General features: G+C 69.7%; 23 protein-coding genes and 1 tRNA gene. 13 read left to right on the top strand and 11 right to left on the bottom strand.

Going from position 1 to position 25,677, the window contains the following annotated elements; genetic code table 11:
- Positions 1-30: 30 nt before the first annotated feature.
- Entirely contained in the window at positions 31-1,146 is a 1,116-nt protein-coding gene (locus O7601_RS05125; protein WP_281565100.1) for an ABC transporter ATP-binding protein, read from the top strand.
- Positions 1,147-1,222: 76 nt separating this feature from the next.
- Positions 1,223-2,326, top strand: a complete 1,104-nt coding sequence (locus O7601_RS05120) for an oligopeptide/dipeptide ABC transporter ATP-binding protein (protein ID WP_281565099.1) — start codon at positions 1,223-1,225, stop codon at positions 2,324-2,326.
- 89 nt (positions 2,327-2,415) lie between these two features.
- Here the strand turns inward: O7601_RS05120 and O7601_RS05115 are convergent, their stop codons facing one another.
- Together O7601_RS05115 and O7601_RS05110 are read right to left on the bottom strand one after the other, a co-directional pair.
- A complete protein-coding gene (locus O7601_RS05115) occupies positions 2,416-2,862 on the bottom strand; it encodes a hypothetical protein (RefSeq protein WP_281565098.1) in 447 nt (148 codons plus the stop codon).
- On the bottom strand, positions 2,844-3,503 hold the full coding sequence (locus tag O7601_RS05110; protein WP_281565097.1) for an HNH endonuclease family protein: 660 nt from the start codon (positions 3,501-3,503) through the stop codon (positions 2,844-2,846). The genes O7601_RS05115 and O7601_RS05110 overlap by 19 nt, the downstream gene beginning before the upstream one ends.
- 108 nt (positions 3,504-3,611) lie before the next feature.
- Between O7601_RS05110 and O7601_RS05105 the strand changes: the two genes are divergently transcribed.
- Positions 3,612-5,084, top strand: a complete 1,473-nt coding sequence (locus O7601_RS05105) for an MFS transporter (protein WP_281565096.1) — start codon at positions 3,612-3,614, stop codon at positions 5,082-5,084.
- A gap of 39 nt (positions 5,085-5,123) precedes the next feature.
- Here O7601_RS05105 and leuA read toward each other — a convergent pair whose 3' ends face one another.
- The 3 genes from leuA to O7601_RS05090 form a co-directional block, all read right to left on the bottom strand.
- On the bottom strand, positions 5,124-6,881 hold the full coding sequence (gene leuA / locus O7601_RS05100; protein WP_281565095.1) for a 2-isopropylmalate synthase: 1,758 nt from the start codon (positions 6,879-6,881) through the stop codon (positions 5,124-5,126).
- 238 nt (positions 6,882-7,119) lie between these two features.
- On the bottom strand, positions 7,120-7,668 hold the full coding sequence (locus O7601_RS05095) for a nitroreductase family protein (RefSeq protein WP_281565094.1): 549 nt from the start codon (positions 7,666-7,668) through the stop codon (positions 7,120-7,122).
- 85 nt (positions 7,669-7,753) lie between these two features.
- On the bottom strand, positions 7,754-8,569 hold the full coding sequence (locus O7601_RS05090) for a hypothetical protein (RefSeq protein ID WP_281565093.1): 816 nt from the start codon (positions 8,567-8,569) through the stop codon (positions 7,754-7,756).
- 221 nt (positions 8,570-8,790) lie between these two features.
- On the opposite strand from O7601_RS05090, the gene O7601_RS05085 reads away from it, so the two are divergent.
- Positions 8,791-10,056 (top strand): aspartate kinase, encoded by a 1,266-nt coding sequence (locus tag O7601_RS05085; RefSeq protein ID WP_281565092.1) that lies wholly within the window; start codon positions 8,791-8,793, stop codon positions 10,054-10,056.
- Between the two features lie 5 nt (positions 10,057-10,061).
- Complete coding sequence (locus tag O7601_RS05080) at positions 10,062-11,123, top strand: aspartate-semialdehyde dehydrogenase (protein ID WP_281565091.1); 1,062 nt, start codon at positions 10,062-10,064, stop codon at positions 11,121-11,123.
- A gap of 189 nt (positions 11,124-11,312) precedes the next feature.
- Here the strand turns inward: O7601_RS05080 and O7601_RS05075 are convergent, their stop codons facing one another.
- On the bottom strand, positions 11,313-12,731 hold the full coding sequence (locus O7601_RS05075) for a sensor domain-containing diguanylate cyclase (RefSeq protein ID WP_281565090.1): 1,419 nt from the start codon (positions 12,729-12,731) through the stop codon (positions 11,313-11,315).
- A 188-nt stretch (positions 12,732-12,919) separates the two neighbouring features.
- On the opposite strand from O7601_RS05075, the gene O7601_RS05070 reads away from it, so the two are divergent.
- The 3 genes from O7601_RS05070 (at position 12,920) to O7601_RS05060 (ending at position 15,076) form a co-directional block, all read left to right on the top strand.
- Positions 12,920-13,699, top strand: coding sequence for a phosphodiesterase (locus O7601_RS05070; RefSeq protein ID WP_281565089.1), 780 nt, complete (start codon positions 12,920-12,922; stop codon positions 13,697-13,699).
- 343 nt (positions 13,700-14,042) lie between these two features.
- Complete coding sequence (locus O7601_RS05065) at positions 14,043-14,501, top strand: lamin tail domain-containing protein (protein ID WP_281565088.1); 459 nt, start codon at positions 14,043-14,045, stop codon at positions 14,499-14,501.
- Between the two features lie 110 nt (positions 14,502-14,611).
- The gene (locus O7601_RS05060) at positions 14,612-15,076 is read left to right on the top strand and encodes a hypothetical protein (RefSeq protein ID WP_281565087.1); all 465 of its coding nucleotides are present in this window, start codon (positions 14,612-14,614) and stop codon (positions 15,074-15,076) included.
- Positions 15,077-15,112: 36 nt separating this feature from the next.
- Here O7601_RS05060 and O7601_RS05055 read toward each other — a convergent pair whose 3' ends face one another.
- The 3 genes from O7601_RS05055 to O7601_RS05045 all read right to left on the bottom strand — a co-directional run bounded on the left by O7601_RS05055 (position 15,113) and on the right by O7601_RS05045 (position 16,612).
- The gene (locus O7601_RS05055) at positions 15,113-15,439 is read right to left on the bottom strand and encodes a hypothetical protein (RefSeq protein ID WP_281565086.1); all 327 of its coding nucleotides are present in this window, start codon (positions 15,437-15,439) and stop codon (positions 15,113-15,115) included.
- Positions 15,440-15,575: 136 nt separating this feature from the next.
- Positions 15,576-15,652, bottom strand: a tRNA-Pro gene (locus O7601_RS05050).
- Between the two features lie 66 nt (positions 15,653-15,718).
- On the bottom strand, positions 15,719-16,612 hold the full coding sequence (locus O7601_RS05045) for a metallophosphoesterase (RefSeq protein WP_281565085.1): 894 nt from the start codon (positions 16,610-16,612) through the stop codon (positions 15,719-15,721).
- A gap of 25 nt (positions 16,613-16,637) precedes the next feature.
- Between O7601_RS05045 and O7601_RS05040 the strand changes: the two genes are divergently transcribed.
- The 4 genes from O7601_RS05040 to O7601_RS05025 all read left to right on the top strand — a co-directional run bounded on the left by O7601_RS05040 (position 16,638) and on the right by O7601_RS05025 (position 21,210).
- On the top strand, positions 16,638-17,093 hold the full coding sequence (locus O7601_RS05040) for a GatB/YqeY domain-containing protein (protein ID WP_093409988.1): 456 nt from the start codon (positions 16,638-16,640) through the stop codon (positions 17,091-17,093).
- Between the two features lie 305 nt (positions 17,094-17,398).
- Positions 17,399-19,750, top strand: a complete 2,352-nt coding sequence (locus O7601_RS05035; RefSeq protein WP_281565084.1) for a glycoside hydrolase domain-containing protein — start codon at positions 17,399-17,401, stop codon at positions 19,748-19,750.
- Between the two features lie 33 nt (positions 19,751-19,783).
- On the top strand, positions 19,784-20,857 hold the full coding sequence (locus tag O7601_RS05030; RefSeq protein ID WP_281565083.1) for a hypothetical protein: 1,074 nt from the start codon (positions 19,784-19,786) through the stop codon (positions 20,855-20,857).
- A 68-nt stretch (positions 20,858-20,925) separates the two neighbouring features.
- Positions 20,926-21,210: a hypothetical protein gene (locus O7601_RS05025; protein WP_281565082.1), complete on the top strand. Its 285-nt coding sequence runs from the start codon at positions 20,926-20,928 to the stop codon at positions 21,208-21,210.
- Positions 21,211-21,277: 67 nt separating this feature from the next.
- On the opposite strand, the gene O7601_RS05020 is transcribed toward O7601_RS05025, so the two are convergent.
- Positions 21,278-23,731 (bottom strand): transglycosylase domain-containing protein, encoded by a 2,454-nt coding sequence (locus O7601_RS05020; protein WP_281565081.1) that lies wholly within the window; start codon positions 23,729-23,731, stop codon positions 21,278-21,280.
- A gap of 402 nt (positions 23,732-24,133) precedes the next feature.
- Between O7601_RS05020 and O7601_RS05015 the strand changes: the two genes are divergently transcribed.
- Positions 24,134-24,454, top strand: a complete 321-nt coding sequence (locus O7601_RS05015; RefSeq protein WP_093409985.1) for a WhiB family transcriptional regulator — start codon at positions 24,134-24,136, stop codon at positions 24,452-24,454.
- A 46-nt stretch (positions 24,455-24,500) separates the two neighbouring features.
- Here the strand turns inward: O7601_RS05015 and O7601_RS05010 are convergent, their stop codons facing one another.
- On the bottom strand, positions 24,501-25,652 hold the full coding sequence (locus O7601_RS05010; RefSeq protein WP_281565080.1) for an ArsA-related P-loop ATPase: 1,152 nt from the start codon (positions 25,650-25,652) through the stop codon (positions 24,501-24,503).
- Positions 25,653-25,677: the final 25 nt, after the last annotated feature.

Raw genomic sequence — 25,677 nt, 5'->3', positions numbered from 1 at the left:
CCGGGTCCGTGAACGAAAGGGCGGTGCGGTATGGCACTGCTTGATGTCGAAGACCTGTCCGTCACCTTCGCCCGGCGCGGTCAGCGGACCGTACGGGCCGTCGACGGAGTCTCCTTCTCCGTGGAGGCGGGTGAGGTGGTCGGCCTGGTCGGCGAGTCCGGCTGCGGCAAGTCGGTCACCTCACTGGCGATCATGGGCCTGTTGCCCAAGCAGCCCGGCCTCCAGGTGGCCGGTAAGGCCGTCTTCGACGGCACCGACCTGCTTCAGCTCGACGATCGGTCGCGGCGGGACATCCGGGGTCGGGACGTCGCCATGATCTTCCAGGATCCGCTGTCGTCGCTGAACCCGGTCGTGCCGATCGGGCTTCAGGTGACCGAGGTGCTGAGTCGGCACCGTGGGATGAGGGGGGAGACGGCAGCGAAGGAGGCCGCGCAGCTGCTGGACCGGGTCGGCATCCCCGACCCGAAGCGGCGGCTGAAGGAGTACCCTCACCAGCTCTCCGGCGGGATGCGCCAGCGCGCCCTGATCGCCATGGCGGTGGCCTGTCAGCCCCGACTGCTCATCGCCGACGAGCCGACGACCGCGCTGGACGTCACCATCCAGGCGCAGATCCTGGAACTGCTGAAGGATCTGGTCCGGGACTCCGGCACCGCGCTGGTGATGATCACGCACGATCTGGGCGTGGTGGCCGGCATGTGCGACACCATCAACGTGCTCTACGGCGGTCGGGTGGTGGAGACCGCCCGGCGGCGTCCGCTGTTCCGTCAGCCTCGGCACCCGTACACCGTGGGGTTGCTCGGCTCGGTGCCGCGCCTGGACGCGGGGCGCGGTGAGCGGCTGAACCCCATTCCAGGCTCGGTGCGTGACCTGCTTCCCTGGCCGGACGGCTGCGCCTTCGCCCCGCGCTGCGCCCGGCGGGTGGATGCCTGCGTCGGCGAGCCGCCGGAACTGGTGCTGACCCACGACGGCCGCAGCTACCGTTGCGTCAACCCGGCCCCGCTGCCGGGTCTGACCCGCGGCGACGACGTTCGGGAGACGCAACCGGGACAGGCCACGCCGGGTTCGGTGCCCGCGCAGGCGGTGCCGGACGACCCGCCGGCCGTGCCGGGCCTGGCCGCCGCCCCCAGCGAGGAGGAGACGCCGTGAGCGAGCGCAGCGAGCGAATCAATCGGCTCAGTGTGGTGGTGCCTCATGGCGGCACGCAGCGAAGCGGAGTGCCGTCATGACCGGAGAGGACACCCTCGTCGAGGTACGGGACCTGAAGGTGCACTTCCCGATCAAGCGGGGGGTGCTGTTCGACCGTACGGTCGGCCACGTCAAGGCGGTCGACGGCGTTGACCTGCGCATCACGCGCGGCCAGACGTACGGCCTGGTCGGCGAGTCGGGCTGCGGAAAGTCCACGCTCGGGCGGGCGCTGCTCCAGCTCACCCCGCCGACCTCGGGCGAGGTCAGCTTCGACGGGGTCGAGCTGACCACGTTGGCACCGAACAAGCTGCGCACGATGCGGCGTCGGATGCAAATGATCTTCCAGGACCCGATGTCCAGCCTTGATCCCCGGCAGAACGTCGAGTCCATCCTCACCGAGGGGCTACAGGCGCACGGTATCGGTGGTGACCGGGACAGTCGTCGCAAGATCATCGCCGAGACGTTGGACCAGGTCGGGCTGCCGCGTTGGTCGCTGTCCCGTTACCCGCACGAGTTCTCCGGCGGCCAGCGGCAGCGCATCGGTATCGCCCGGGCGCTGGTGCTGGGGCCGGAACTCATCGTCGCGGACGAGCCGGTCTCCGCGCTCGACGTGTCGATCCAGGCCCAGGTGGTCAACCTGCTCGACGAACTCCAGGACAACCTCGGTCTGACCTACCTGGTGATCGCGCACGACCTGGCGGTGGTCCGGCACATCTCGGACACCGTCGGCGTGATGTATCTGGGCGCGTTGGTCGAGGAGGCGCCGAGCGACCGGCTCTACACCGAACCGCTGCACCCGTACACCCGGGCGCTGATGTCGGCGGTGCCGGTGCCCGACCCGGACGTGGAGGACCGCCGGGAGCGCATCCTCATCGCCGGTGACCTGCCCTCGCCGGCCAACCCGCCGTCGGGCTGCCGCTTCCACACCCGGTGCCCGTGGGCGCAGCCGACCCGCTGCGCGGACGAACGGCCGGAACTGCGGGAGATCGGCGGCAGTCGGGTCGCCTGCCACTGGGCCGAGCAGATCGCCAGCGGGGAACTGCGTCGGCACAAGGTCAGCGTGGAGATCACCCGGCCGCCGGGCGAGGGTGAGGAGCCCTCGGTCGTCTCCGCCCCCACCGAGCCCGGCTCCTTCGTGTAGGTCGTGCGCGCGAGGGTCCCTTCCGCACGCCCGAGCTGCCGGAAGGGGCCCTCGCCGGCTTGTTGCCGGAAGCGGGGTGGTCAGGGTGGTCAGCCCTCGGGGCGGTGCAGCAGGCCGAGGGCGATGGTGTGTACCGCGTCCAGCCCGGAAGCGTCGGCCAGCGGCGCGCTGCCGCCGGTGACCGCGTACCACTCGTCGGCGTCCTTGTACTGCACGTGCAGACTGACCCGGCCGTCGGCGAAGTCGGTGCGCAGGGTCAGCTCGCCGGTCACCACGCCGACCTCGTCGGTCATCACCCCGCCCGGTCCCGGCACGATGTCGGCGGTGCGGCTCTGCGGGCCGGTGGCCCCGCCAGCGTCGGCGGTCATCCCGGCGCCCGGCACCTCCACCTCTCCCGCGGCGGCACCGTCCGCGGTCATACCGGCCGTGGCCGGGCCGGGGCTGCCGGTGGCCGCCGCCGCGTCCTCGCCACCCGGGTCCGGCGTACGCTCGGGCGCCGGTGCCCCGTCGGCGCCGGTCACGGCTTGCTCTCCCATGTGCAGCCCTCCAACATGTCGGCCAGCTCGGCCTGCTCGGCACTGGTCACCGTCAGCTGCCAGTGGTGCTTCACCGCCACCCAATCCCCGGCATATTGGCACCAGTATGACCGGTTTGATGGCTTCCACTGGGACGGGTCCTGGTCACCCTTTGCCCGGTTGGAGGATGCGGAAACCGCGAAGAGCTGCGGCCGGTCGAGGTCGTTGGCGAAGTCGCCGCGCTTCGAGTCGTCCCACTCGTCGGCGCCGGAGCGCCAGGCGTTGGCCAGCGGAACCATGTGGTCGACGTCCACGTCGGAGGGGTCGGTGAAGGTGCGGCCGTCGTAGACGCTCTCCCAACGCCCACCGACCACGTTGCAGCCGGAGTGCTCGATGGACTTGCCGTCGCGCTCCAGCACGGTGTCGCGGACGTCGCAGTTCTGGCCGGTCTTGCGCCAGTGCGGGAAGCGGTTGCGGCTGTAGCCGCGCATCGAACCCGCCTCGGCGACGGTCAGCTCCGAGAGCATCTGGTTGATGTTGCCGCTGCCGCTCGGCGGCGTGACCGGCTCCTCCTCAAGCGGGACGCAGCCGGCGGCGCCGAGGGTCAGCGCCGCGATGAGCGCGAGCGCCCCCGGGACGCGCGGTCCTGATCTGGTACGCACAGACGACACCTCTCCAGCTTGCGGGCTTCCGGCGATCCCGCACAGTACCCGGCTAGGGTTTCGGTGTTTCTTGGTGTCTGACGGATGGCGCACGGCAGATTGGTAACCATGCCCGAACCCTCGTCCGCCCTCCGCCTGCGCAGCAGCGCCGGCCGGGGCACCCTGGCCGCAGCCGTGCTCGCCTCGGGCATGGTCTTCCTGGACAGCACCGTGGTCAACGTGGCGCTGCCCCACCTCGGGGCCGACCTCGGCGCGTCGGTGGCCGGTCTTCAGTGGACCGTCAACGGCTACCTGCTGACGCTCGCCGCGTTCGTCCTGCTCGGTGGGGCGCTGGGCGACAGGTTCGGGCGTCGACGGGTGTTCCTGCTCGGCGTGTTCTGGTTCACCGCCGCCTCCATACTCTGCGGGCTCGCCCTGCGCACCGACTGGCTGGTGGCCGCGCGGTTCCTTCAGGGCGCCGGAGGTGCCCTGCTCACCCCGGGCTCGCTGGCGTTGCTTCAGGCGAGCTTCCATCCCGACGACCGAGCCAAGACGATCGGAGCGTGGTCGGGGCTCTCCGGTGTCTCCACCGCGCTCGGTCCGTTCATCGGCGGGTGGCTGATCGACGCCCTCTCCTGGCGGTGGATCTTCTTCCTGAACGTGCCGCTGGCGGCGGTGGTCGTACTGACGACACTGCGCTGGGTTCCCGAGAGCCGGGACGAGAACGCGTCCCGGAAGCGGGGCACCCGCCAGTTCGACGTGGCCGGTGCGCTGCTCGGCGCACTCGCCCTGGCCGGTGTCACGTACGCCCTGGTCGACGCCCCCGATCGGGGCCTGGACTCGCCGGCGGTGGTGGTGGCGGCCCTGGCGGGGGCGGTCGCCGCGGTGGCATTCGTGTTCCTGGAGCGACGCCGGGGGGAGACCGCGATGCTGCCCACCGGCCTGTTCGGCAGCCGGCTGTTCTCGGTGCTGAACCTCTTCACCGTGCTGGTCTACGCCGCCCTCGGCGGGTTCACCTTCTTCATCGCCGTGTACCTACAGAACGTGGTCGGCTGGTCAGCCCTGCTCACCGGCCTCGCGTTGCTGCCGATGACCGTGCTGCTGCTGGTGGGTTCGCCGGTCACCGGTGCGCTGTCGACGAGGATCGGACCCCGGTTGCCGCTGACCGTCGGGCCGCTGCTGGCCGCCGTCGGGCTGCTGATGCTGCGCGGGATCGAGCCGGGGGCATCGTACTGGCGGGAGGTGCTGCCCGGCGTGGCGATCTTCGGACTCGGGCTGACCCTGGTCGTGGCGCCGCTGACCGCCTCGGTGCTGGCCGCCGTCGCCGACCGCTTCGCGGGAGTGGCCAGCGGCTTCAACAACGCCGCCTCGCGGGTCGGCGGGCTGCTCGCGGTGGCGGCCCTGCCGCTGCTGGTCGGGCTCACCGGCACGGGGTATGAACAGTCCGCGGAACTCACCTCGGCCTACCGTGGCGCGTTGCTCTGGTGCGCCGGTCTGCTGGTGGCCGGCGCTCTCATCGCCGCCCTGCTGGTCCACCGGCCGGCCCGCCGCCCGCCACCGGCCCAGCCCTGCCACTCGTTGCCGGTCTCCACGCCGAAGTGACGCGGGGCCTCGCGCCGGCGCGAGGCCCCGCCTGTCGTCTCAGCCTCGGGCGCGGTTGACGGCGCTGGTGACCGCCTTGATGGAGGCGGTGATGATGTTGGCGTCCATGCCGACGCCCCAGACGGTCTCCCCCTGCACCTCGCACTCGACGTACGCGGCGGCCTGGGCGTCCCCGCCGGAGGAGAGCGCGTGCTCGTGGTAGTCGAGCACGCGTACGCTCACACCGGCCGAGCCCAGCGCGTTGACGTACGCGTCGATCGGGCCGTTGCCGATCGCGGTGATCGAGCGATCCTGCCCGCCGGTGTGGATCCGGGCGGCGATCTCGACCTTCCCGTCGGCGGTACCGATCGTGTACTCGGACAGCGCCACGGCAGGGTCGCGCTGGTGGTCGAGCAGGTAGTGCCCGGCGAAGATCTGCCACATGGTGGCCGGATCGACCTCACCGCCGTCGTGGTCGGTCACCTGCTGCACCACGCCGGAGAACTCGATCTGGAGCCGGCGGGGCAGGTCGAGCTGATGCTCGGTCTTCATGATGTACGCGACGCCGCCCTTGCCGGACTGCGAGTTGACCCGGATCACCGCCTCGTAGCTGCGGCCCAGGTCCTTCGGGTCGATCGGCAGGTACGGCACCGCCCAGGTGAACTGGTCGACCGGCACCCCGGCCGCCGCCGCGTCGGCCTCCAGCGCGGTGAACCCCTTGTTGATGGCGTCCTGGTGGGAACCGGAGAACGCGGTGTAGACCAGATCGCCGGCGTACGGGTGGCGCTCGTGCACGGGTAGTTGGTTGCAGTACTCGACGGCCCGCTTGATCTCGTCGATGTCCGAGAAGTCGATCATCGGGTCGATGCCCTGGGAGAACAGGTTCAGGCCCAGCGTGACCAGGTCGACGTTGCCGGTGCGCTCACCGTTGCCGAACAGGCAGCCCTCGATCCGGTCGGCGCCGGCCAGCAGGCCCAGCTCGGCGGCGGCCACCCCGGTGCCCCGGTCGTTGTGCGGGTGCAGGCTTAGCACCAGGCTGTCCCGCCGGGGCAGGTGCCGGTGCATCCACTCGATCGAGTCGGCGTACACGTTGGGCGTGGCCATCTCGACGGTGGCCGGCAGGTTGATGATCAGCTTGCGGTCCGGGGTGGGGTCGATCACGTCGATGACCTTTGCGCAGACCTCCAGCGCGTACTCCAGCTCGGTGCCGGTGTAGGACTCCGGCGAGTACTCGTAGAAGATCTCGGTGTCCGGGGTGTGGATCTCGGCGTACTTCTGGCAGAGCCGGGCGCCGCTGGTGGCGATGTCGGTGATGCCGTCCCGGTCCAGCCCGAACACGACCCGGCGTTGCAGGGTCGAGGTCGAGTTGTAGAAGTGCACGATCGCCCGGCGGGCTCCGCGCAGCGAGGAGAAGGTGCGGTCGATCAGGTGCTCCCGGCACTGGGTCAGCACCTGGATGGTGACGTCCTCGGGGATCAGGTCCTGCTCGATCAGCTGCCGGACGAAGTCGTAGTCGGTCTGGCTGGCAGACGGGAAGCCGACCTCGATCTCCTTGTAGCCCATCTGCACCAGGAGCTGGAACATCCGGCGCTTGCGCTCGGGCGACATCGGGTCGATCAGCGCCTGGTTGCCGTCCCGCAGGTCGACCGCGCACCAGCGCGGGGCGGCCTCGACGTGTCGGCTCGGCCAGGTGCGGTCGGGCAGGTCTATCCGGAACTGTTCCCGGTACGGCTGGTAACGGGTGTGCGGCATCCGGCTCGGGCGCTGACGCGCGAACGGATCGGAGTCGATGTCGGTGGTGCCGGCTGGGTGAGCCATCGCGGAGTTCTCCCCTGGTCATGTGACGTCAGCAGTGGAAGGTCGGCGGGAAGGCCGAGCGGGATCCGGGAAATGCTGGCGGCGCGGTTCAACTCCGCGACGAGGTGCCGGCCGTCAGGCCTCGTCGCGGCGACCAAGGAGAAGGTGCGCCCGCCACATGACAGAGTGACACTACGTGATGGACCTCAGGTATGGGAAGGCTCGTCCGGGATTTGGGACAAGACTCGCCTTCGTTGCTTCAGCGCGAAGCGTTCGAGCAGCTCAGGACCAGTTCTGGCAATGGTTGGCGGTGGCGTAGTGACGTCTCGTCACGCAACAGGTCGGCCGGGAGGCTGAACGGGTCACCGAGTTGCCCGACCGCCGTCACCACGTACGGTCGCACGTCGGATGGTAGGTCGAGGTCGGCGACCAGGCCGGGCCGGTCGAGGTCGGCGACCTGACGCACGTGCAGCCCCAGCGCGGTGGCCTGCACGGTCAGATGGGCCACCGCCTGACCCAGGTCGTACACCGCGAACGGGTTGTCGGCGGGCTGGTACGCGGCGAGCAGCAGGACGCTGGCCCGCCCGGCCCACCGCTGCTCGCCCGCCGGCAGGTTGACCAGGATCCGCTTGAAGGTCTCGTCCTCGCGGTGCCCGACGGCGAATCGCCACGGTTGGCGGTTGCCGACCGACGGTGCCCACCGTGCCGCCTCCAGCAGGGTCGTCACCTCGGCTGGAGTCAACTCCGCGACCGGGTCGAAGGAGCGGGGGCTCCAGCGGAAGGCGAGCAGCGGAGTGAGGTCGGTCATGGGGCAAGTGTCCCGTATGAGCGTTTTGGTCGTGCCGGCCGGGCTGGATGAATGTGGGCAATGACACCCGTAACGGGACAGGTCGTCAGGGCGTTCCCGCGCGCTCGTCCGCACCTGTCGGCGCTGTGCCCACGGGCGTGGTGGGTTCCACCGGCGCGGTCATGCCCAGCGGCTCACCCTCGACCACCGGGGCGGGAAGTTGCACAGTGCCCGGGGCCGGCTCGGGTGGGGCGGCCAGCGTCAGCGTGCCGAACGCCGCCCGTACCGCCGTCGGCGTGCCATCGGCGTCGAAACAGTAGATGCCGACGTCCAGCGGCGGGTTGATCGATGCCGCCGTGGTCTCCACCGAGTAGCAGCTGCCGGTCGCGTCGGCGGGCGCCATGGCCGGCGACACCGCCAGCGGGGCGCGCCGGTCGGTCAGCACGTCGAGCCAGTCGGTGAACGGGTGCTGCACCCGGGGATCCAGTCGGCGGGGCAGCGTGTCGTCCGGTTCACCGAGGCGTACGCAGCTCGCCGGCTCGGGTCGGGCGGCGGATGGCAGCCCGCACTGGAACAACCCGTCGGCGATCGCGGCCAGCGTGATGTCGGCGGTGCCGCCGAGCGCCCCGCCCGGCACGTCCATCCGCCAACTGCCGTCGTTCGCGCTGGTGAAGACGACCACCCGGTCGGCGGTCCCGTCCGACCTCAAGGTGTACCGAGCGACCAGGTGCCGGTCCTGTGCGGCGGCGGCGAGGGCGGCCAACTCGTCCCGGGCCGCATCCGGACCGGCCGGGCGGGGCGCGGCGGTCGGCGGCGGTGCGGGGTCGGTGGGCGGGTCGGACGAGCAGGCGGCGAGTAGTGCGGGCGCGGCGAGCGCGAGCGCGACGGTCAGCTGACGGTTCGGATGATGGGCGGCGGGCACCCGGCCATTCTGAGTGTTGAGCGGGGATCGGCACAGCCCCGGAAAGGCCGGCCTTTCCGCGTGTCGCAGGCCACTCCGGCCGCGTCTGCGGGCCGGATCGTGGGATCTCCTGACCTGGCGGTCAGAGACGCCCGATACCCTGAGGTCGTCCGACCCGCGCCGCCGGCCCCGGTGCCGGCGGCGTCGGCACGCTCAGGGCAACCGGGAGGGAGTGCGCCGTCGTGGCACTCGTGGTGCAGAAGTACGGCGGGTCCTCCGTCGCCAACGCCGAGCGGATCAAGCGGGTGGCCGAGCGCATCGTCGCTGCCCGCAAGGCCGGCGACGACGTGGTCGTGGTGGTCTCCGCGATGGGTGACACCACCGACGAACTGCTCGACCTGGCCAACCAGGTGAGCCCGTTGCCGCCCGGGCGGGAGCTGGACATGCTTCTCACCGCCGGCGAACGGATCTCCATGGCGCTGCTCGCCATGGCGATCCACAACCTGGGGTACGAAGCCCGCTCGTTCACCGGCTCCCAGGCCGGCGTGATCACCACGTCGGTGCACGGCCGGGCGCGGATCATCGACGTCACCCCGGGCCGGCTGAAGGGCGCGCTGGACGAGGGTGCCGTGGTCATCGTCGCCGGTTTTCAGGGCGTGTCGCAGGACACCAAGGACGTCACCACACTCGGGCGGGGCGGTTCCGACACCACCGCCGTGGCGCTGGCTGCGGCGCTCCGCGCGGACGTCTGCGAGATCTACACCGACGTCGACGGGGTGTTCACCGCCGATCCTCGGATCGTGCCCAACGCCCGGCACATCAGGCAGATCACCTACGAGGAGATGCTGGAGCTGGCCGCCTGCGGCGCCAAGGTGCTGCACCTGCGTAGCGTGGAGTACGCCCGGCGGGCCGGGCTGCCGATCCATGTCCGTTCGTCATACTCGACAAACACCGGCACCATGGTCACCGGATCGATGGAGGAGCTCTCTGTGGAGCAGGCACTGATCACCGGGGTCGCCCACGACCGTAGCGAGGCCAAGATCACTATCGTCGGGGTGCCCGACGAGCCCGGCGCCGCCGCGAGCATCTTCGACACCGTCGCGGGCGCTGAGATCAACATCGACATGATCGTGCAGAACGTCTCCACCGAGGGCACCGGTCGCACGGACATCTCCTTCACCCTGCCGAAGACCGACGGTCCGACGGCGATGGCCGCCCTGAGCAAGATCCAGGAAACCCTGAACTTCAAGGGCCTGCTCTACGACGACCACGTCGGCAAGGTCTCCCTGATCGGCGCGGGGATGCGGTCGCATCCGGGGGTGGCCGCCAGCTTCTTCGCCGCGCTGGGCCAGGCCGGGGTGAACATCGAGATGATCTCCACCTCGGAGATCCGGGTCTCGGTGGTCTGCCGGGACACCGATCTCGATGCGGCGGTCCGCGCCATCCACGAGGCCTTCGACCTCGGCGGCGACACCGAAGCCGTGGTGTACGCGGGGACGGGGCGGTAGCCCGGGTGGCCAGGCTGCCCACCCTGGCCGTGGTCGGGGCGACGGGGGCCGTCGGCACGGTGATGTGTGAGCTGCTCACCGGGCGGCGCAACGTCTGGGGTGAAATCCGGTTGCTCGCCTCCGAACGCTCCGCCGGTCGGAAGGTCCGCTGCCGGGGCGAGGAACTGACCGTTCAGGTCCTCACCGAGGAGGCGCTCGACGGCGTCGACGTGGCGATGTTCGACGTGCCGGACGAGGTCGCCGCGCACTGGGCGCCTATCGCGGTCGGTCGTGGCGCCATCGTGGTGGACAATTCCGGTGCCTTCCGGATGGATCCCGAGGTTCCGCTGGTGGTGCCCGAGATCAATCCGGAGCAGTTGCGCAACCGGCCTCGGGGCATCGTCGCCAACGCCAACTGCACGACGCTCGCGATGATCGTCGCGGTCGCCCCGCTGCACCGCGAGTACGGGCTGCGGGAACTGGTGCTCGCCTCGTACCAGGCGGTCTCTGGAGCCGGTCAGGTCGGCGTGGACGCGCTGCACGACCAGTTGACCAAGGTGGCCGGCGACCGGCTGCTCGGCTCGCGTACCGGCGACGTCCGGCAGGCGGTCGGCGACGACCTCGGCCCTTTCCCCGCGCCGCTGGCGCTCAACGTGGTTCCCTGGGCGGGCTCGCTGGCCGATGCTGGCTGGTCGTCCGAGGAGATGAAGCTGCGCAACGAGTCGCGCAAGATCCTCGGTTTGCGTGACCTCAAGGTCTCCGCCACCTGTGTGCGGGTACCCGTGGTGACCGGCCACTCGGTTGCGGTGCACGCCGTCTTCGCCACCGAGATCGACGCCGAGGGCGCCCGTGGTGTGCTGCGCAACGCGCCCGGTGTGATCGTGGTCGACGATCCGGCCGCCGGTGAGTTCCCGATGCCGATCGACGCGGTGGGCACCGACCCCTCCTGGGTCGGCCGAATCCGCCGCGCCATCGACGACCCGCGCGCGTTGAACTTCTTCGTCACCGGCGACAACCTCCGCAAGGGCGCCGCCCTCAACACCGCCCAGATCGCCGAACTCCTCGCCAAAACCCTCACCCACCCCTAACTCCCCCCACCCCCACCCCGCCCCGCCCCCCACCGCCTCACCCCCGCCCACTCGGGTTGATCATGAAGTTGTTGTCGGCGGGAAACGCTCTCCGGAGCAATAACCTCATGATCAACGGGAGCGGCGCGGGGCGGCGCGGGAGCGGCGCGGGAGCGGCGCGGGTGGGTGGGGGGGTGGGGGGGGTGGGGGTTAGGCGGCGGAGAGGTGGACGCCGTCGCGGCCCTGTCGTTTGACCGCGTAGAGGGCTTGGTCGGCGCGGCGTAGGGCGAGTTCGGGGGACTCGCCGGGCCGAGGCAGAGCCACTCCGACGCTTATCGTGCGGCCCACCCGGCGAGCTGCCTCGGTGAGCCGTTCCGCGACGCGGACCGCCTCCTCGGGGCGATTCACCTCGATCACCGCGACGAACTCATCCCCGCCGATCCGGTACAACTCGTCGCCCTGGCGCAGCGCATCCTCCAACGCCCGGGCGAGCCCGATCAGCACCTGGTCGCCCGCCTGGTGGCCGTACGTGTCGTTGACTATCTTGAACCCGTCCACGTCGATCGCCAGCAGGGCGGTGCGACCCGGCGTCACGGTGGCGATCCGCTGTCCGAACGGACCGGTGTGCCGCAGCCCGGTCAGCGGGTCGGAACTGGCCTGCTCGCGCAGCCGTTCCAGGGTGCGTAGCCGATCCAGGCAGCTCCACGCCTGCCCGGCCAGCAGCTCCAGCAGGTTGACGGTGGTCGGGTCCGGCCGCAGCAGCCGCTCGTCGGCGACCAGCAGCACACCACCCCGCTCCGGCGGCCCGAAGGGCACCGCCACCAGCGTGCTGACGCCGGCCCGGACCAGTGGTTGATGCTCGTCGGTCGGTGGATGACCGGCCTCACCGAGGGTGTAGCCCGCGCCGTAGCGGTGGGCCCGGTCGATGATGCGCCCGATCGCCGGGGCGTCCAGCTCGGCCAGTTCGCGACGCATCCGGGTCTCCAACCCGCCCGGAGCGACCGTCGGGGCACCGAGTCGCGGGCCACCCCGGCCACCGAGCAGCAGGACGGCCGCGGCAAGGGTCGACACGTCCCGGGCCGCGGCGATCGCCGCCGTCATGAGGTCCCACTCGGTGCTGGCGGCGGTCATCGCCGAGACGTGCCGGAGCAGCTTCTCGCTGCGGCTCTCCACCGGCCCGCCGAGCGCCGAGATCCGGGTGCCGAGGCGGGCGGCGATCCGCTCGGCGACCAGCCGCCACGAGCCGAGGTCGGCCGGCCCGGTCCACTGCAGGTCGAGTACGCCGACGGTCCGCCCCGCCGGGTTCAGCACCGGTACGCACACCTCGGCGGTGACGTCGGGGCGTACCGGGATGTGCGCGGCGTCGGCCGCGACATCCGGGACGACTGCGGAACGCCCACCGGTGTAGACCCGCCCGACGATGCCGGCGTCCGGGGCGACGGTGGCGAAGACCTGCCAGGATCCGGTGGCGGCGACGCAGCGGAGCCGGCCGTGCACGTGCAGCAGGACGGCGATCGTGGCAGGGGTGTACCGGGCGAGAGCCTCGACGGCCGCTTCGCAGACCTCGGTGACGGTCGACGCCATGGGCAGGCGGACCGTGACGTCACGGATGACTCGCTGGTGATCCACTCGCACGTCGTTCCAGGTGGGATCGGTTCCCGGTGGCGCCGGGCCGCGGATCAAGCGTACTCACGCGGGGCGGAGAGCCGGCTGTGGTCGTACACATGTGCTATCCACAGGATGTGGACACGGCCTGTGAGGCCACGCGGCGGGCGCGGCGGCGATAGCGTGGGGATCTCCGGTCGAGTGGAGGCCCGATGCTCATCGCCCACCTCAGCGATCCGCACCTGACCACCGGCGTCCTCGGCGCCGAGCCGGCGGCCGGCCTGCACCGGGCGCTCGGCCGGGTGTTGGCGCTGAACCCCCGACCCGACTGCGTGGTCATCACCGGCGACCTGGCTGATCACGGCCGTCCCGACGAGTACGCCGTGCTGCGCGAGGTGCTCGGCCGGTTTCCGTTGCCGGTGCACCTGGTCACCGGCAACCACGACGACCGGGAGTCGCTGCTGGACGCCTTCGGGGGCACGCCCTGGCTCGGCGGCGGCTTCTCCGCTTACTACCAGGTCGATCACCCCGGAGCGACCGTGGTCGTGCTCGACTCCCTGGTCCCCGGCTCGGACGGCGGGCGGCTCGGTGCGGAGCAGCTCGCCTGGCTGGACGGGGTGCTGGCGGCGCGCGCCGACGTGCCGGCCGTGGTCTGCCTGCATCATCCACCGGTCGAGGTCGGCATCCCGGCCGCCGACTCGATCCGGCTCGCCGACGGTGCCGAGCTCGCCGAGGTGCTGCGCCGACACCCCCATGTGGTACGCGTCGCCGCCGGCCACCTGCACCGCCCGGTGAGCGCCGCCTTCGCGGGCACGGTGCTGTCGGTAGCACCGAGCACCTGGCGGCAGTCGACGTTGACCATGAGCGACGACGAGCGGATCGGTTGGGTCGCCGAGCCGACCGCACTGCTGCTGCACGTGGTGTCCGGGTCGGGCTGCGTCACGCACACCGTCCAGGTGAGCCACACCGCCGGCATGACCTGCGGCTTCTGAAGCCGGCGCTGGAGGAGGCGGCTTCAGAAGCCGCAGGAGCTGCCGACGACCGTGCCCACCGGTCCGAAGTGGATGCCGAAAGCGTGGTCCGGACCACCTGTTCGGGCGGCTGATCATGGTCGCGGGGCGAGTCCCGTCGGTCGGACCGGGTGATTCCAGCGAGCCGGCCGGGTGCGCCGGAGATGCCGGCCGGGTGTGTGGGGGTCCCCGGTCGGCCCTAATCGGTGGCAGCGCGTGCCGGGGCATTCACTCTGCCGTGATGCGTCGTTAACCTCGCTCCGTCACGCGTCGGCGTGACAGGTCCGCGCCGAGGATCCGGCGCCGTCCGTGGGGGTTGACACGTATGACGAGAAGGCTCATCGGGCTCGTGGCCGCGTTCGCCGTGATGGTGGCTGGTTCGCTCACTGCGGCCGTCCCGGCACAGGCTGCCACCCCGGCCATCGAACTCACCAAGATCTACTACGACTCGCCGGGCACTGACAACCGGTCAAATTCCAGCCTGAACGCCGAGTACGTGAAGCTCACCAACCGGCGGGCAAGCACCATCAATCTGAAGAACTGGACCCTGCGCGACAAGGCCAACCACGTCTACAAGTTCAGCGGCGACGTCAGAATCGCCAAGGGCAAGAGCATCGTCATCCGCACCGGCAAGGGCAAGAACACGGCGGGGACCCGATACTGGGGCTCGGGCAACTACATCTGGAACAACACCGGCGACACCGCGTACCTGCGCAACGCCAGCGGCAAGCAGATCGACAAGTGCGCCTGGACGAAGAAGGGCGCGGGCTACACGAACTGCTGACCGGAAGACGGCCCGGGGCGACGAGGAACGACGCGAATCACTATCGTTGGTTTGCTGAGGTTGCCGGTGGTCGCTCCGGGCCGGCCGATCCGGCGGGACAGAGGGGTGTCGTGTTGCGGCGTGGTCTTGGGCCGCTGGTGGTGGCCCTCCTGCTGAGCACTCCGGTGGTGACCGGCTGGCTCGTCGGCGACCTGACCGGCGAGGCGGCGCGGCAGCTCGCGGCCGAGGGAGAGCCGCTCGACTACGCGGTGGAGCCGGTCAGCCTGGGCCAGGCCGGCGACCGGGTCCTGGTGGCCGTGGCCAGCGTGCTTCTGCTGGTGTCGCTGGCCCTGTTGATTCGCGCCACGGTCACCCACGAGCTTGATCCTCGCTGGTGGTTCGCGCTCGTACCGCTGATCGTCGCCGGTGCGTTGGTCGGTCTCGGCTGGCGGATCGTGACCGCCGGAGCGATCGGCGCGAACATCGGGGCCGGACTCGTCGTTCTCGGCGGCGGCCCGGTGCTCCTGATCCTGCTCGGCGTCGCCGCCGTGCAGGCCGCTCGGCTGCGCCGCGAGCATCGCCGCCGGGTCGGCTGAGGCGGAAATTTCGGCGTCGGCGGGCCGGGCCAGGGGTCAGCGGAGCGGAGGGGGAATCGGCACTTCTCCCCTGAACGCCTTGGCCGCAAGCTCGACGCGCTCCGGATGGCAGGCACCATCTCCGAGCGGGTGGCTGGCCACGTTGATACAGAGTTGACCCGGCTGGGCGTCGCAGATCGGGCATTGCAGGAACAGGCCGCCCGACGACACCAGATCGACGCCCTGTGCGAGCGCGGCTCTGCCGATCTTGACGATTGCCTGGTAGAGGGCTTGATCCTGATGGCGTGCGGCGGCGTTGGCGACGTCTCGCATCCCTTCCCAGAACAGGTTGCGGGCGTCGGGCTCGTCCACGTCGATGCGCATGACCGCGCATCCCCGTCGACCCATCGGCCAAACCTGACCTCGGAAACTCGCCGCGCTCGATGCGCCGGTCGGGCGATGCCGTTGGCACACCATGGAAAGAGGGGCACATCCAGTGGCTGGATGTGCCCCTCTCACCTGGTCGGGGTGGCCGGATTCGAACCGACGACCTCTTCGTCCCGAACGAAGCGCGCTACCAAGCTGCGCCACACCCCGAGGCGTGCCGACAAATAGTAGCCCACCCGTCCCGAGGCTCAAACTCGGTACCCGGGGCGCGGATGGTCAGCGCGGGATCAGCGTGAGCAGGCTGGCCTCCGGAGGGCAGGCGAACCGTACGGGGGCGGTCGGATGGGTGCCGAGCCCGGCGGAGACGTGCAGCCAGGAATCCGATCCGGGCCAGCGGTGCAGGCCCTTCGCCATCGACCGGGGCAGCCCGCAGTTGGTCACCAGCGCCCCTACCCCCGGCACGCACACCTGGCCACCGTGGGTGTGCCCGGCGAGCAGCAGCCCGAAGCCATCAGCGGCCATCTCGTCGAGCACTGCGGGCTCGGGAGAGTGGGTGAGCGCGATGGAGAGGTCGACGTCGGGGGAGATCGGCCCGGCAACCGATGGGTAGTCGTCCCGCTCGACGTGGGGGTCGTCCACCCCGACCATGTCGATTGCCCGGCCGCCGGCCTTGACCGTGTTCCGCCGGTTGTTCAGGTCGACCCAGCCGGCCCCGACGAGCACGTCACGCAGCTCGTCGGAGGGCAGCTCGACGCCCTCGGTGTACTCCCGGTCGGGCAGGAAGTAGGTGAACGGGTTCTTCCAGACCGGCCCGGTGTAGTCGTTCGAGCCGAACACGAACGCACCCGGGTAGTCGAGCAGGGGTTGCAGCGCTCGCAGCACCCCCGGCACCGCACCCGGGTGCGCCATGTTGTCTCCGGTCACCACCACGAGGTCGGGATCGAGGGCGGCCAGCGAGGCGACCCACTGCTGCTTGCGTACCTGGTTGGGGGTCATGTGCAGGTCCGACAGGTGCAGCACGCGCAGCGGCTCGGTGCCGGTCGGCAGCACCGGCACGTCGAAGCGGCGGAGGGTGAACATGTTGCGCTCGACCAGGGAGGCGTACGCCAGGGCGGCGGCACCGGTGGCGACGGTTGCGGTCGCGAGCCGGAATAGTGTGCGCTTTCGCATGCCGATCAGGGTAGTTTGACCGTCCATGAGCACGCTGAAGGATCGCCTCACCGCCGACATGCGCGCCGCCCTGAAGGCCCGCGATGAGCTGACCACCTCCACGCTGCGGATGGCCCTGGCCGCCGTGGGCACGGCCGAGGTCTCCGGCAAGGCCAAGCGGGAGCTCAGCGACGACGAGGTGGTGGCCGTGCTGACCAAGGAGGCCAAGAAGCGCCGCGAGGCCGCCACCGCCTTCGCCGACGCGGGCCGCGCCGAGCAGGCCGCGAGGGAGAGCGCCGAGGGCGAGGTGCTGGACCGCTACCTGCCGAAGCAGCTCTCCGACGCCGAGCTGACCGAGCTGGTGACGCAGGCGCTCGCCGCGGGCGGCTTCACCGGCAAGGCCCAGATGGGCCCGGCGATGAAGGCGGCCCAGGCCGCGGTGGCCGGCCAGGCCGAGGGGGGTCGGGTGGCCGCCGAGGTACGCCGCCAACTGGGCCTCTGAATCGTCCTGCCGAGCACCGCCGGGTACGCCCGGCTGCGGATCGGACGGGCCCCCGCACTGATCGATCGACTGTTATATTCATGGCTCTGGCATGTTTGCCACGATCGAATGCGGGGTGACGGCGGCGGCATGACCAGCCCCGGTCGTTGCCGCGAGCCATGCTGTTCTGCCCTGCCGTCGAGCACTTTCGCCTTTCCTCGGTTCGGTAGGAAAGCTTCCAGGACCTCGTTGTCGCCCTCCGGGATCTTTTTCTCTGGCGCCGGTAATGGCGTCTTGGCCGATCGCTTCGGGGGCAGATTTTCGCCATGGATGAAATGGTTCTGAGGGCGCAACAGTGGGTCAATGCCACCTATGCGTCGGTGCCGGGTTACGTGCGCACGGCCGAGAACGGTGTCACCGGTTGGGGCATCGCCTTTGCGTTGACCCGTGCCCTTCAGCACGAGTTGGGGATCACCGAACTGTCCGACAACTTCGGTCCCACCACGTTCAGCCGGTTGAGTCAGTACGGTGAGGTGGGGATCAGCTCGACCAACATGAACATGCGGACCATCGTCGAGGCCGCGTTGTACTGCAAGGGTTACAGCGGCGGCGGGATCGACGGCGCCTTCAACACGAACACGTTGTCCGGCCTGACCGCGCTGGTCAACAACATGGGTCTGCACGTCGGGTACGTCACGGGCGTGACGCCCAAGGTGTTCAAGGCACTGCTGACGATGGACGCTTACGTGCTGCTGTCCGGCGGCGATGCGTACGTCCAGCAGATCCAGCGCTGGCTCAACAGGTCCTACGGTCATCGCCGCGACTTCTACTACGGGCCCTGTGACGGCTACTTCTCCCGTGACGTGCAGAAGGGCCTGATCCTCGCCATCCAGTACGAGTTGGGGATGGCCGACGGAGTGGCGAACGGCAACGTCGGTCCGGGCACCAAGGCCGGCCTCCAGTCGCAGGCGTACGTCAGGCAGGGGTCCGTCGACAGTGGTGACACCGGCTTCGTCCGGCTCTTTCAGGCGGCGCTGACCTTCAACGGGTACGACGGGCATTGGAGCAGCAGCGAGGGCACGTTCGACAGCCGGATCGAGTTCGCCGTCAAGCACTTCCAGGAGTTCGTCAAGCTGCCACAGTCGGGTGCCGGCGACTACCAGACCTGGATGTCGCTGCTGCTCTCCACGGGCGACCCCGATCGCCGGGGCACGGCGATGGACTGCATGTATCCGCTCAACAGCGCCACCATCGCGTCAGTGCGGGCGGCGGGCTACAAGTACGTCGGGCGCTACCTCAACGGCGGCACCAACAAGAGACTCACCCATTCGGAGATCGCGCTGATCTTCGACAACGGAATGTCGATCTTCCCGCTCTACCAGGAGTGGGGCGACGCTGTCCACCACTTCAGCTACAGCCAGGGTTACCAGGCTGGCCTCGAAGCCTGTGCGTCGGCCCGGGAGTTCGGGATCCCCTACGGCACGGTCATCTACTTCTCGGTCGACTTCGACGCCCTCGATTCGGAAATCACCAGCGCGGTGGCACCACACTTCCGCGGCGTACGCGACGCCGTCGCCGAGGACGGCAACCGTTACGCCATCGGCGTGTACGGCTGCCGGAACGTGTGTCGGCGGCTCGCCGCTCTCGGGCTGACCACCCGCAGCTTCGTCAGTGGCATGTCGACGGGCTACAGCGGAAACCTCGGCTTTCCGCTGCCCTCGAACTGGGCGTTCGACCAGATTTCAAACTTCGTCCTCGCGCCGGGCACCCCCGGTGCGGTCGAGATCGACAACAACATCGTCTCGGGACTTGATCACGGCATCAACAGCGTGAACCGGGAACGCGACGCCAACGACGCCTTCTACACCTACCTGCGGTGGCTGGAGGCCCGCGCCGGCCAGTGGCGCGACCAGGGACACACCGAACGGTCGGCGGCCGAACTGGTCGCGCAGTACCTGCGCTACCGGAGCCGGAAGTACGACTTCGCGGGAGCGGAGACGACGTTCGGCGCCATCGACAAGGACTTCGTGGACTTCGCCCACAACTACGCCGGCCGGCCGGACAAGGCTCCGCTGCGCGACCCGGTGACGTTCTGGGACTCCGACGTCGAACACTTCGGCGCGACGTTCGGGGCAGTGCTGAACAACACCCTGCACGACGACCGGACGAAGGTCAGCCTCGTCGACTTCGGCGGCTGGTGCGGCGACCTGCTGAGCACGCTCGGCGACATGGTACAGAGTGGGGTTTCCACGTCCGACGCCTACGACTGGGCGGTCGACCACATAGCGAACCCCTCCGACGACTCCTTCTTCACCATCGGGGACTTCATCGCCGACGTCGACGCGATGGTGCTCGGCATGCAGTTCCGAGCACATCCCACGAGGACGTTGTCCTTCGAGATCAGCGAGATCTATTCCGACATCTACCGGGCGAAGGCCCGCTTCGACAGTTTCTACTCGGTGCGCTTCAACAAAAACCTGCAAACCCTGCTGGGCGCTGCCCGGTCCGTCTTCTATCAGACATCGGATCTGCTGTACAACGTCGGCCGGGAAGCATTCTGGAACCGGACGTTCAGCGAGAGCACTGGCCACCAGATCGTCGGGACCGTGCCGGACGCATACAAGGACGCGTGTGCCGCCGGATTCGCGACCGTCGTCCAGCGTTACTCGGACATGTGACGTGGTCGACCACTCAGAAGAAGGGCGCGATTCATGGCTGTGAATAGTGGAGCAGGCGAGGCGGGAATCTCCGTCTCTCGCCGCCAGGTGCTCTCCCTGGCCGGTCTGACCCTGGGGATCGGTGTCGTCGATCTCGGTGGGCGGGCAACCGGCGCGGCGGCTGCCCCGGCGTCGACGGAACCGTCGGTACGACTCGAACCGTTGGCCGACGACCCCGTCCGGATGCTCAGCGCCACCTCGGCGGCCGTCGCGAGCGTTCCCCGCCAACTGGCGGTCCGGGTGGTGAACGAGCAAGCCCCGCTGCCGATCGGGACCACGCTGACGATCAGCTTCGACCCGCGGCTCTACGCGCCGACGTCGTCCGCCGTGGTCACAGTCGGCGACCGGCGGGTGGCCTCCCGGAGCGTGGTCACCACCGACGAAGAGACCGGTGCCGTCGTCTGCCGCATCACGCTGGACGAGGCAGTGCCCGTACTGGCCGCCGGAGCCGGCGCGGTCGCTCTGGTGGCCACCGCCAGCCCTGGCACCTACCCGTATGACCTGATGCACCGCCCGAAGGAGGCCGTGGCGGAGATCGGGAGATCCGCCGGCGAGCGGTTGAGCCGGCGTGGCCTGCGCTCCGCCCGTGAGCTGCGGGCGAGGTCCGGTCTGACGCCCTGGGGCCTGGAGCTCAGCGGTGGGTGGGGCAGGCACGTCTGGGGCGACGCTCAGCGGTTCGTCTACTTCCACCCGCAGCTGATCACTATCGCGGGCACCGGACCGGGCCGCTCACCCGAGACCGCCTTCACGGTCCTGCTGGATCCCCACCTCGTCCAGCAGATCGACGTCGAGTCGGTTCGACTTAACGGCAAGCGGATCGACAGCAGGGTCCGCCAGGTGTCGAGTACGACGGAGGCGTCCGTCTACCGCACGCGGTGGCGCAGCTCGGTCCGACTTGGTAGTGGGGACGTCCTCGAGGTACGACTGTCGAGCCGGATGAAGACCCCGACCGGAGCCCTGGCCGCGATCAAGCATCCGGTGGTGGAGGTCGACGGCATGGGCCTCGACCCGGGTCAGCGGCAGACGCGACTCACCACATGGACCAGACTCGACTCTGTCTGGGAGTAACGGGTCGTACCCGAGATCGAGGAGCCGACATCAAGGTCATCTGGTTCCAGTGGCCGTACGCGGGCGTCGTGTCCACGCTGCTGGTCGTGGCGTGGACCGTACTGGTCGTCCGCAACCGGCGGGTGGGATGGCGGTTCTTCGCCGTCGGCGTCGGCCTGATCCTCGCCTGCTTCGTGGGTGGGCCGGTGGCGGAGCGGATGACAGCGTCAGACGCCGTGTGCCCACCGCAACAGGGGCTGGCGTGCGGCATGGGTGGTGTCACCGGGGCGGCCTGGGCGAACGGTGCGCTGGCGCTGGGCTGCCTGGCCGTCCTGCTGGTGCTGACTCCGCTGACCCGGCTGCTACGGCGTTGACCGGAACGTGAACGGGCGGGCACCCCTGGTTCGGGGTGCCCGCCCGTTCGAGCGTTGCTGCGGCCGATCAGCCGCCGGGTCGATCCGGCGGACGGCCCGGGTTGTTGGGCGGGCCGGAGGGTGAGTCGTTCCCCGGCCGGTCGTCACCGCCGCCGTTGCTGGGCTTACCGGCACTGACCATGATCGTCACGATGCCGCCCTTGATGGTGCGCCCGCTGGGGCTGGTGCCGGCGGCCGTCCCGGCGGGGCAGTCGGAGGCGATCCGGCTGCTGGACACGATCGGCTCGAATCCGGCACCGGAGATGCGGGACTTGGCCCGGTCGAGATCCAGGCATCCGACGCCGGGGATGGTGCGCTGGTCGCCCAGGGAGATCTTCTTACCGGGCGGGTCGAAGTCGATCCGCTTCTTGCCCTTCATGGCGTCGCGCAGCGTCTCCCACACCGGCGGGTTGATGCCGTCCGGCTGGTTGTGCTTCATCTTGACGTTGGTCTGCGGCCAGTCCGGGTCGGCCATGATGCCGGCCACCGCGTACTGCTTGGTCATCGCGACCAGGGCGGCGCTCTTCTCGGAGTCGGTGGTGCCGGACTTGCCGGCCACCGGGGCGTCGACGATGTCCTTGGTCTGGCGCGCGGTCCGGCTGCCGCCGCACTTGCTGGTAGAGGAGTTGTCGCCGACCGGGCACCGGGCCGCGTCCACCGCGGCGCGGGCCACCTCGGTGCTGACCCGCTTCTCGCAGCGCGGGTTGGCCACGTCCAGCTTGTTGCCGTCCAGGTCCCGGATCTCCTGCACCGGGATCGGCTCGCAGTACTTGCCGTCGGCGGCCAGGGTGGCGTACGCGTTTGCCAGATCCAGCGGGGTCACCTGCGAGACGCCCAGGGTGAACGCGCCCCACTGGTGCGCGGCCTCCTTGGTGTTGGCGAACTCCGCGTCCTTGCTCTGGCGGAACTGGATGCCGAGGCGCTTGGCCGCGTCCACCACGTTCTCCGCGCCCACCTGCTGCTGCAACGGGACGAAGTACGTGTTGATCGAGGCGGAGAAGGCGCTCCACATGTTCTGCACGCCGCCGGCCTTCTTGCCGGAGTTCGTCGGGCAGTAGAGGTTCGTTCCCGGGCAGGCGGCGGGACTGCTGCTGTCGATGATGTACTCGGACTTGAACTGCTGCGGCGCGTTGAAGGTGTAGCTGAGCGGAATGCCCTTCTCCAGCGCGGCCACGATGGTGAAGATCTTGAAGGTCGAGCCGCCCTGGTAGCCGGTGATGCCGTCGCCGCCGGTGAGCAGCGGGTTGACGGTGCTCGGATAGTTGCCCCGCTTGCCCTTCTCGCGCTGCTTCGGGTCGCTGTGCGGCTTGTTCTTGGGCTTCTCGGGGTTGTCGAGCTTGAAGTTCCGGTTGACCGACAGCGCCCGGACCCGGCCGGTGCCGGGCTCGACCACCGCGACCATGGCGGCCTCCTTGGCGGTCACCGGCTTCGCCTTGCGCACGGCCTTGTCGGCGCCGGTCTGGGCCTGCTTGTCCAGGGTCGTGATGATGGTGTAGCCGCCGCTCTTGAGCCGCCGCTCCCGGTCGTACGAGGTCGACCCGAACGTCTCCTGCGACATCCACCAGCGGTAGAAGTAGTCGCAGAAGAAGCCCCAGGCGTTCTTGTTGGTGGCGACGCAGCCGTTGGGGGCCCGCTTGCCCTTGACCTCCAGCTTGACGGCCTTGGCCTCGTCGGCCTGCTGCTGGGTGATCGCCCCGGTCTTGACCATGTTGTCGATCACGTAGTTGCGCCGGTCGACCGCGTGCGGGTAACCGTCCTTGGTGGTCGGGTCGAACGAGGTGGGGGCCTTCACCAGGCCGGCCAGCATGGCTGCCTCTTCGATCTTCAGGTTCTTCGGCGGCTTGTTGAAGTAGACCTGGCTGGCGGCGTAGACGCCGTACGCGCCGTTGCCGAAGGCGGCGAGGTTTAGGTAGCGCTCCAGGATCTCGTCCTTCGACATCTCCTTGTCGAGCTGGAGGGCGTACCGCATCTCGCGCAGCTTGCGGGCGCTGGTGTCCTCGGTCGCGGCGATCACGTCGGCCGGGTGCGTGGCCGAGTACGCGATGCCCATCCGGACGTACTGCATGGTCAACGTCGAGGCACCCTGCCGATCGGCGCCGGCCTGGCTGTTGTTGACGAAGGCCCGGGCCACACCGTTGAGGTCGACCCCGTTGTGGTTGTAGAAGTCGTGGTCCTCGGCGGCGATGATCGCGTTACGCATGTTCTCCGAGATGTCGGCGAGCTTCACGTCCCGCCGGTTCTCGTCGTACATGGTGGCCAGCGGTGTCTTGCCGTCGGAGGCGAGCAGGTAGCTGATCTGTGGTGCGCGGGCCACGGTGAGCTCCTTCGGTAGCGCACCGAAGGTCTCCGCGCCGGCCTTTGCGGCCAGGCCCGACATCGCCACCGCGGGGAAAGCCGCAGCGGCGACCACCACGCCGGCCAACAGCCCACAGATGAGCAGCGATGCGGCGTTGGTCAGGACGTTGTGGTCACGTTTCCGCATCCAGGTCACCTCGACAGGGTACGCGAACAGGTAACGAGGGGCGCTGGGGCGTCTTTTCCCCATTTCCTGCGCGCGCCGTCCTCGTTGTGCTAGACGCGTGGCACCGGGTGTCCGGTTGCGTGGATTCGAGCCGAGTTTCCTCCCCGTGGAGGTGGCTCGCAGCGTTTTCGGCGACCTCGGTGGGGTAAGCGGCGATCCCAGGCCCGAGAAGCCGGGAGTGTCCGGAATGATGGATTTCGCCGACAACGTTGCGTAATCGTGCGACTACAGAGCATGATGTAGGCGGCGACAGTGCCACATGTCGTCTGTGCCGCCTTGGGGTAAGGCGTGCCGGACGACCCGGGGGGATTGCCGGCTGGCCCGCGACGGCGTCGGTAGTACAGCAAGGGGGGACGTGTACAGATGGGCATGATCACTGACTGGCCGTCGTTGGCGGCGTGTCAGAACGGGGACCCGGACGCGTTGTTCGTACAGGGCGCCGAACAGAACGTGGCCAAGCGGATCTGCCGGAGCTGCCCAGTCCGGTACGAGTGCCTGGCCGACGCGCTGGACAACCGGATCGAGTTCGGCGTGTGGGGCGGCATGACCGAACGGGAACGTCGCGCGTTGCTGCGTCGCCATCCCCAGGTCACCAGCTGGCGCAAGATGTTCGAGGCGGCGATGAAGAAGAACGCCAAGGACAAGGCCGGCAAGGACAAGATCCTGGCCGCGACCGGCAACTGAGCCACCGGCACGTTCGGCTGCGGCTTCCCGCCGCATGGACCGTCGGTCAGGGGCGGCTGATCGCCGCCGCGATCGTCCGTAGCCCGTCGACGTCATGCACGTCGGCGGGCTGCGCCGTCACCGACACGGCCGGCACCTGGGGAAACGCCTCAGTGAACCGCGCTGCCACCTGCTGCTCGCGTACCGCCTGCTCGGCCAGGGCGGCGTGCGCCCGCAACACCTCGGCGGTGCCCTCATGGCCACCGGCCGCGGCCAGGCGGTCAGCGGCGGCGCGGCTCTCCGCCGCGCCCAGCTCGGTCGCCGTCGGCCGGTGCACCCGGTTGAGCACCAGGCCGGCGAGCGGCATCTGCTCCGCGCCCAGCCGACCGGCGAAGTAGGCGGCCTCCCGGACCGCGTCCGGCTCCGGCGCCGCGACCAGCAGGAACGCCGTCTCCCGCGCCTGCAGGATGCGGTACGTCTGTTCGGCGCGCTGCCGGAACCCGCCGAACATCGAGTCGAGCGCGGCGACGAAGCCGGACAGGTCCGTCAGCAACTGAGTGCCGATCACCTTCTGCACCACCCGGGAGAACATCCCGAAGGAGGCGGTGACCAGGCTGAACATGCTGCGACCACCGCTGCGTGCCGGAGCGAGCAACAGCCGGAGCATCCGCCCGTCGAGAAATCGCGACAGCCGGGCCGGTGCGTCGAGGAAGTCCAGCGCCGAGCGCGACGGGGGAGTGTCCACCACGATCAGGTCCCACTCGCCCCGGGCGTGCAACTGGCCGAGCTTCTCCATCGCCATGTACTCCTGCGTGCCGGCGAAGGTGGAACTCATGGCCTGGTAGAAGGGGTTGGCGAAGATCTCCGCCGCCTTCGCCGGGTCGGTGTGCGCCAGCACCACGTCGTCGAAGGTGCGCTTCATGTCGAGCATCATGGCGTGCAGTTCGCCGCCGCTGTCCTCGACGTCGATTCCCTTGACCTGCCGGGGTGTGTTGTCCAGCTCGGTCAGGCCGAGGGACTGGGCCAGTCGCCGGGCCGGGTCGATGGTGAGCACCACCGTGCGGCGGCCGTGCTGTTCGGCGGCGCGCAGCGCGAGCGCGGCAGCCGTGGTCGTCTTCCCCACCCCGCCCGCACCGCAGCAGACCACGATCCGAACTCCCGGATCGGCCAGGATCCGGTCGACGTCCAGCGGCGGCGCGGCGTTGTCGGAAGGCACCAATCGAGCGTATCGGGCTGACCGGCTC

The sequence above is a fragment of the Verrucosispora sp. WMMD573 genome (assembly GCF_027497175.1).
GTDB lineage: Bacteria > Actinomycetota > Actinomycetes > Mycobacteriales > Micromonosporaceae > Micromonospora.
The sequence above is the reverse complement of the archived record's forward strand: the minus strand, read 5'-3'. Positions and strand labels throughout refer to the sequence as shown.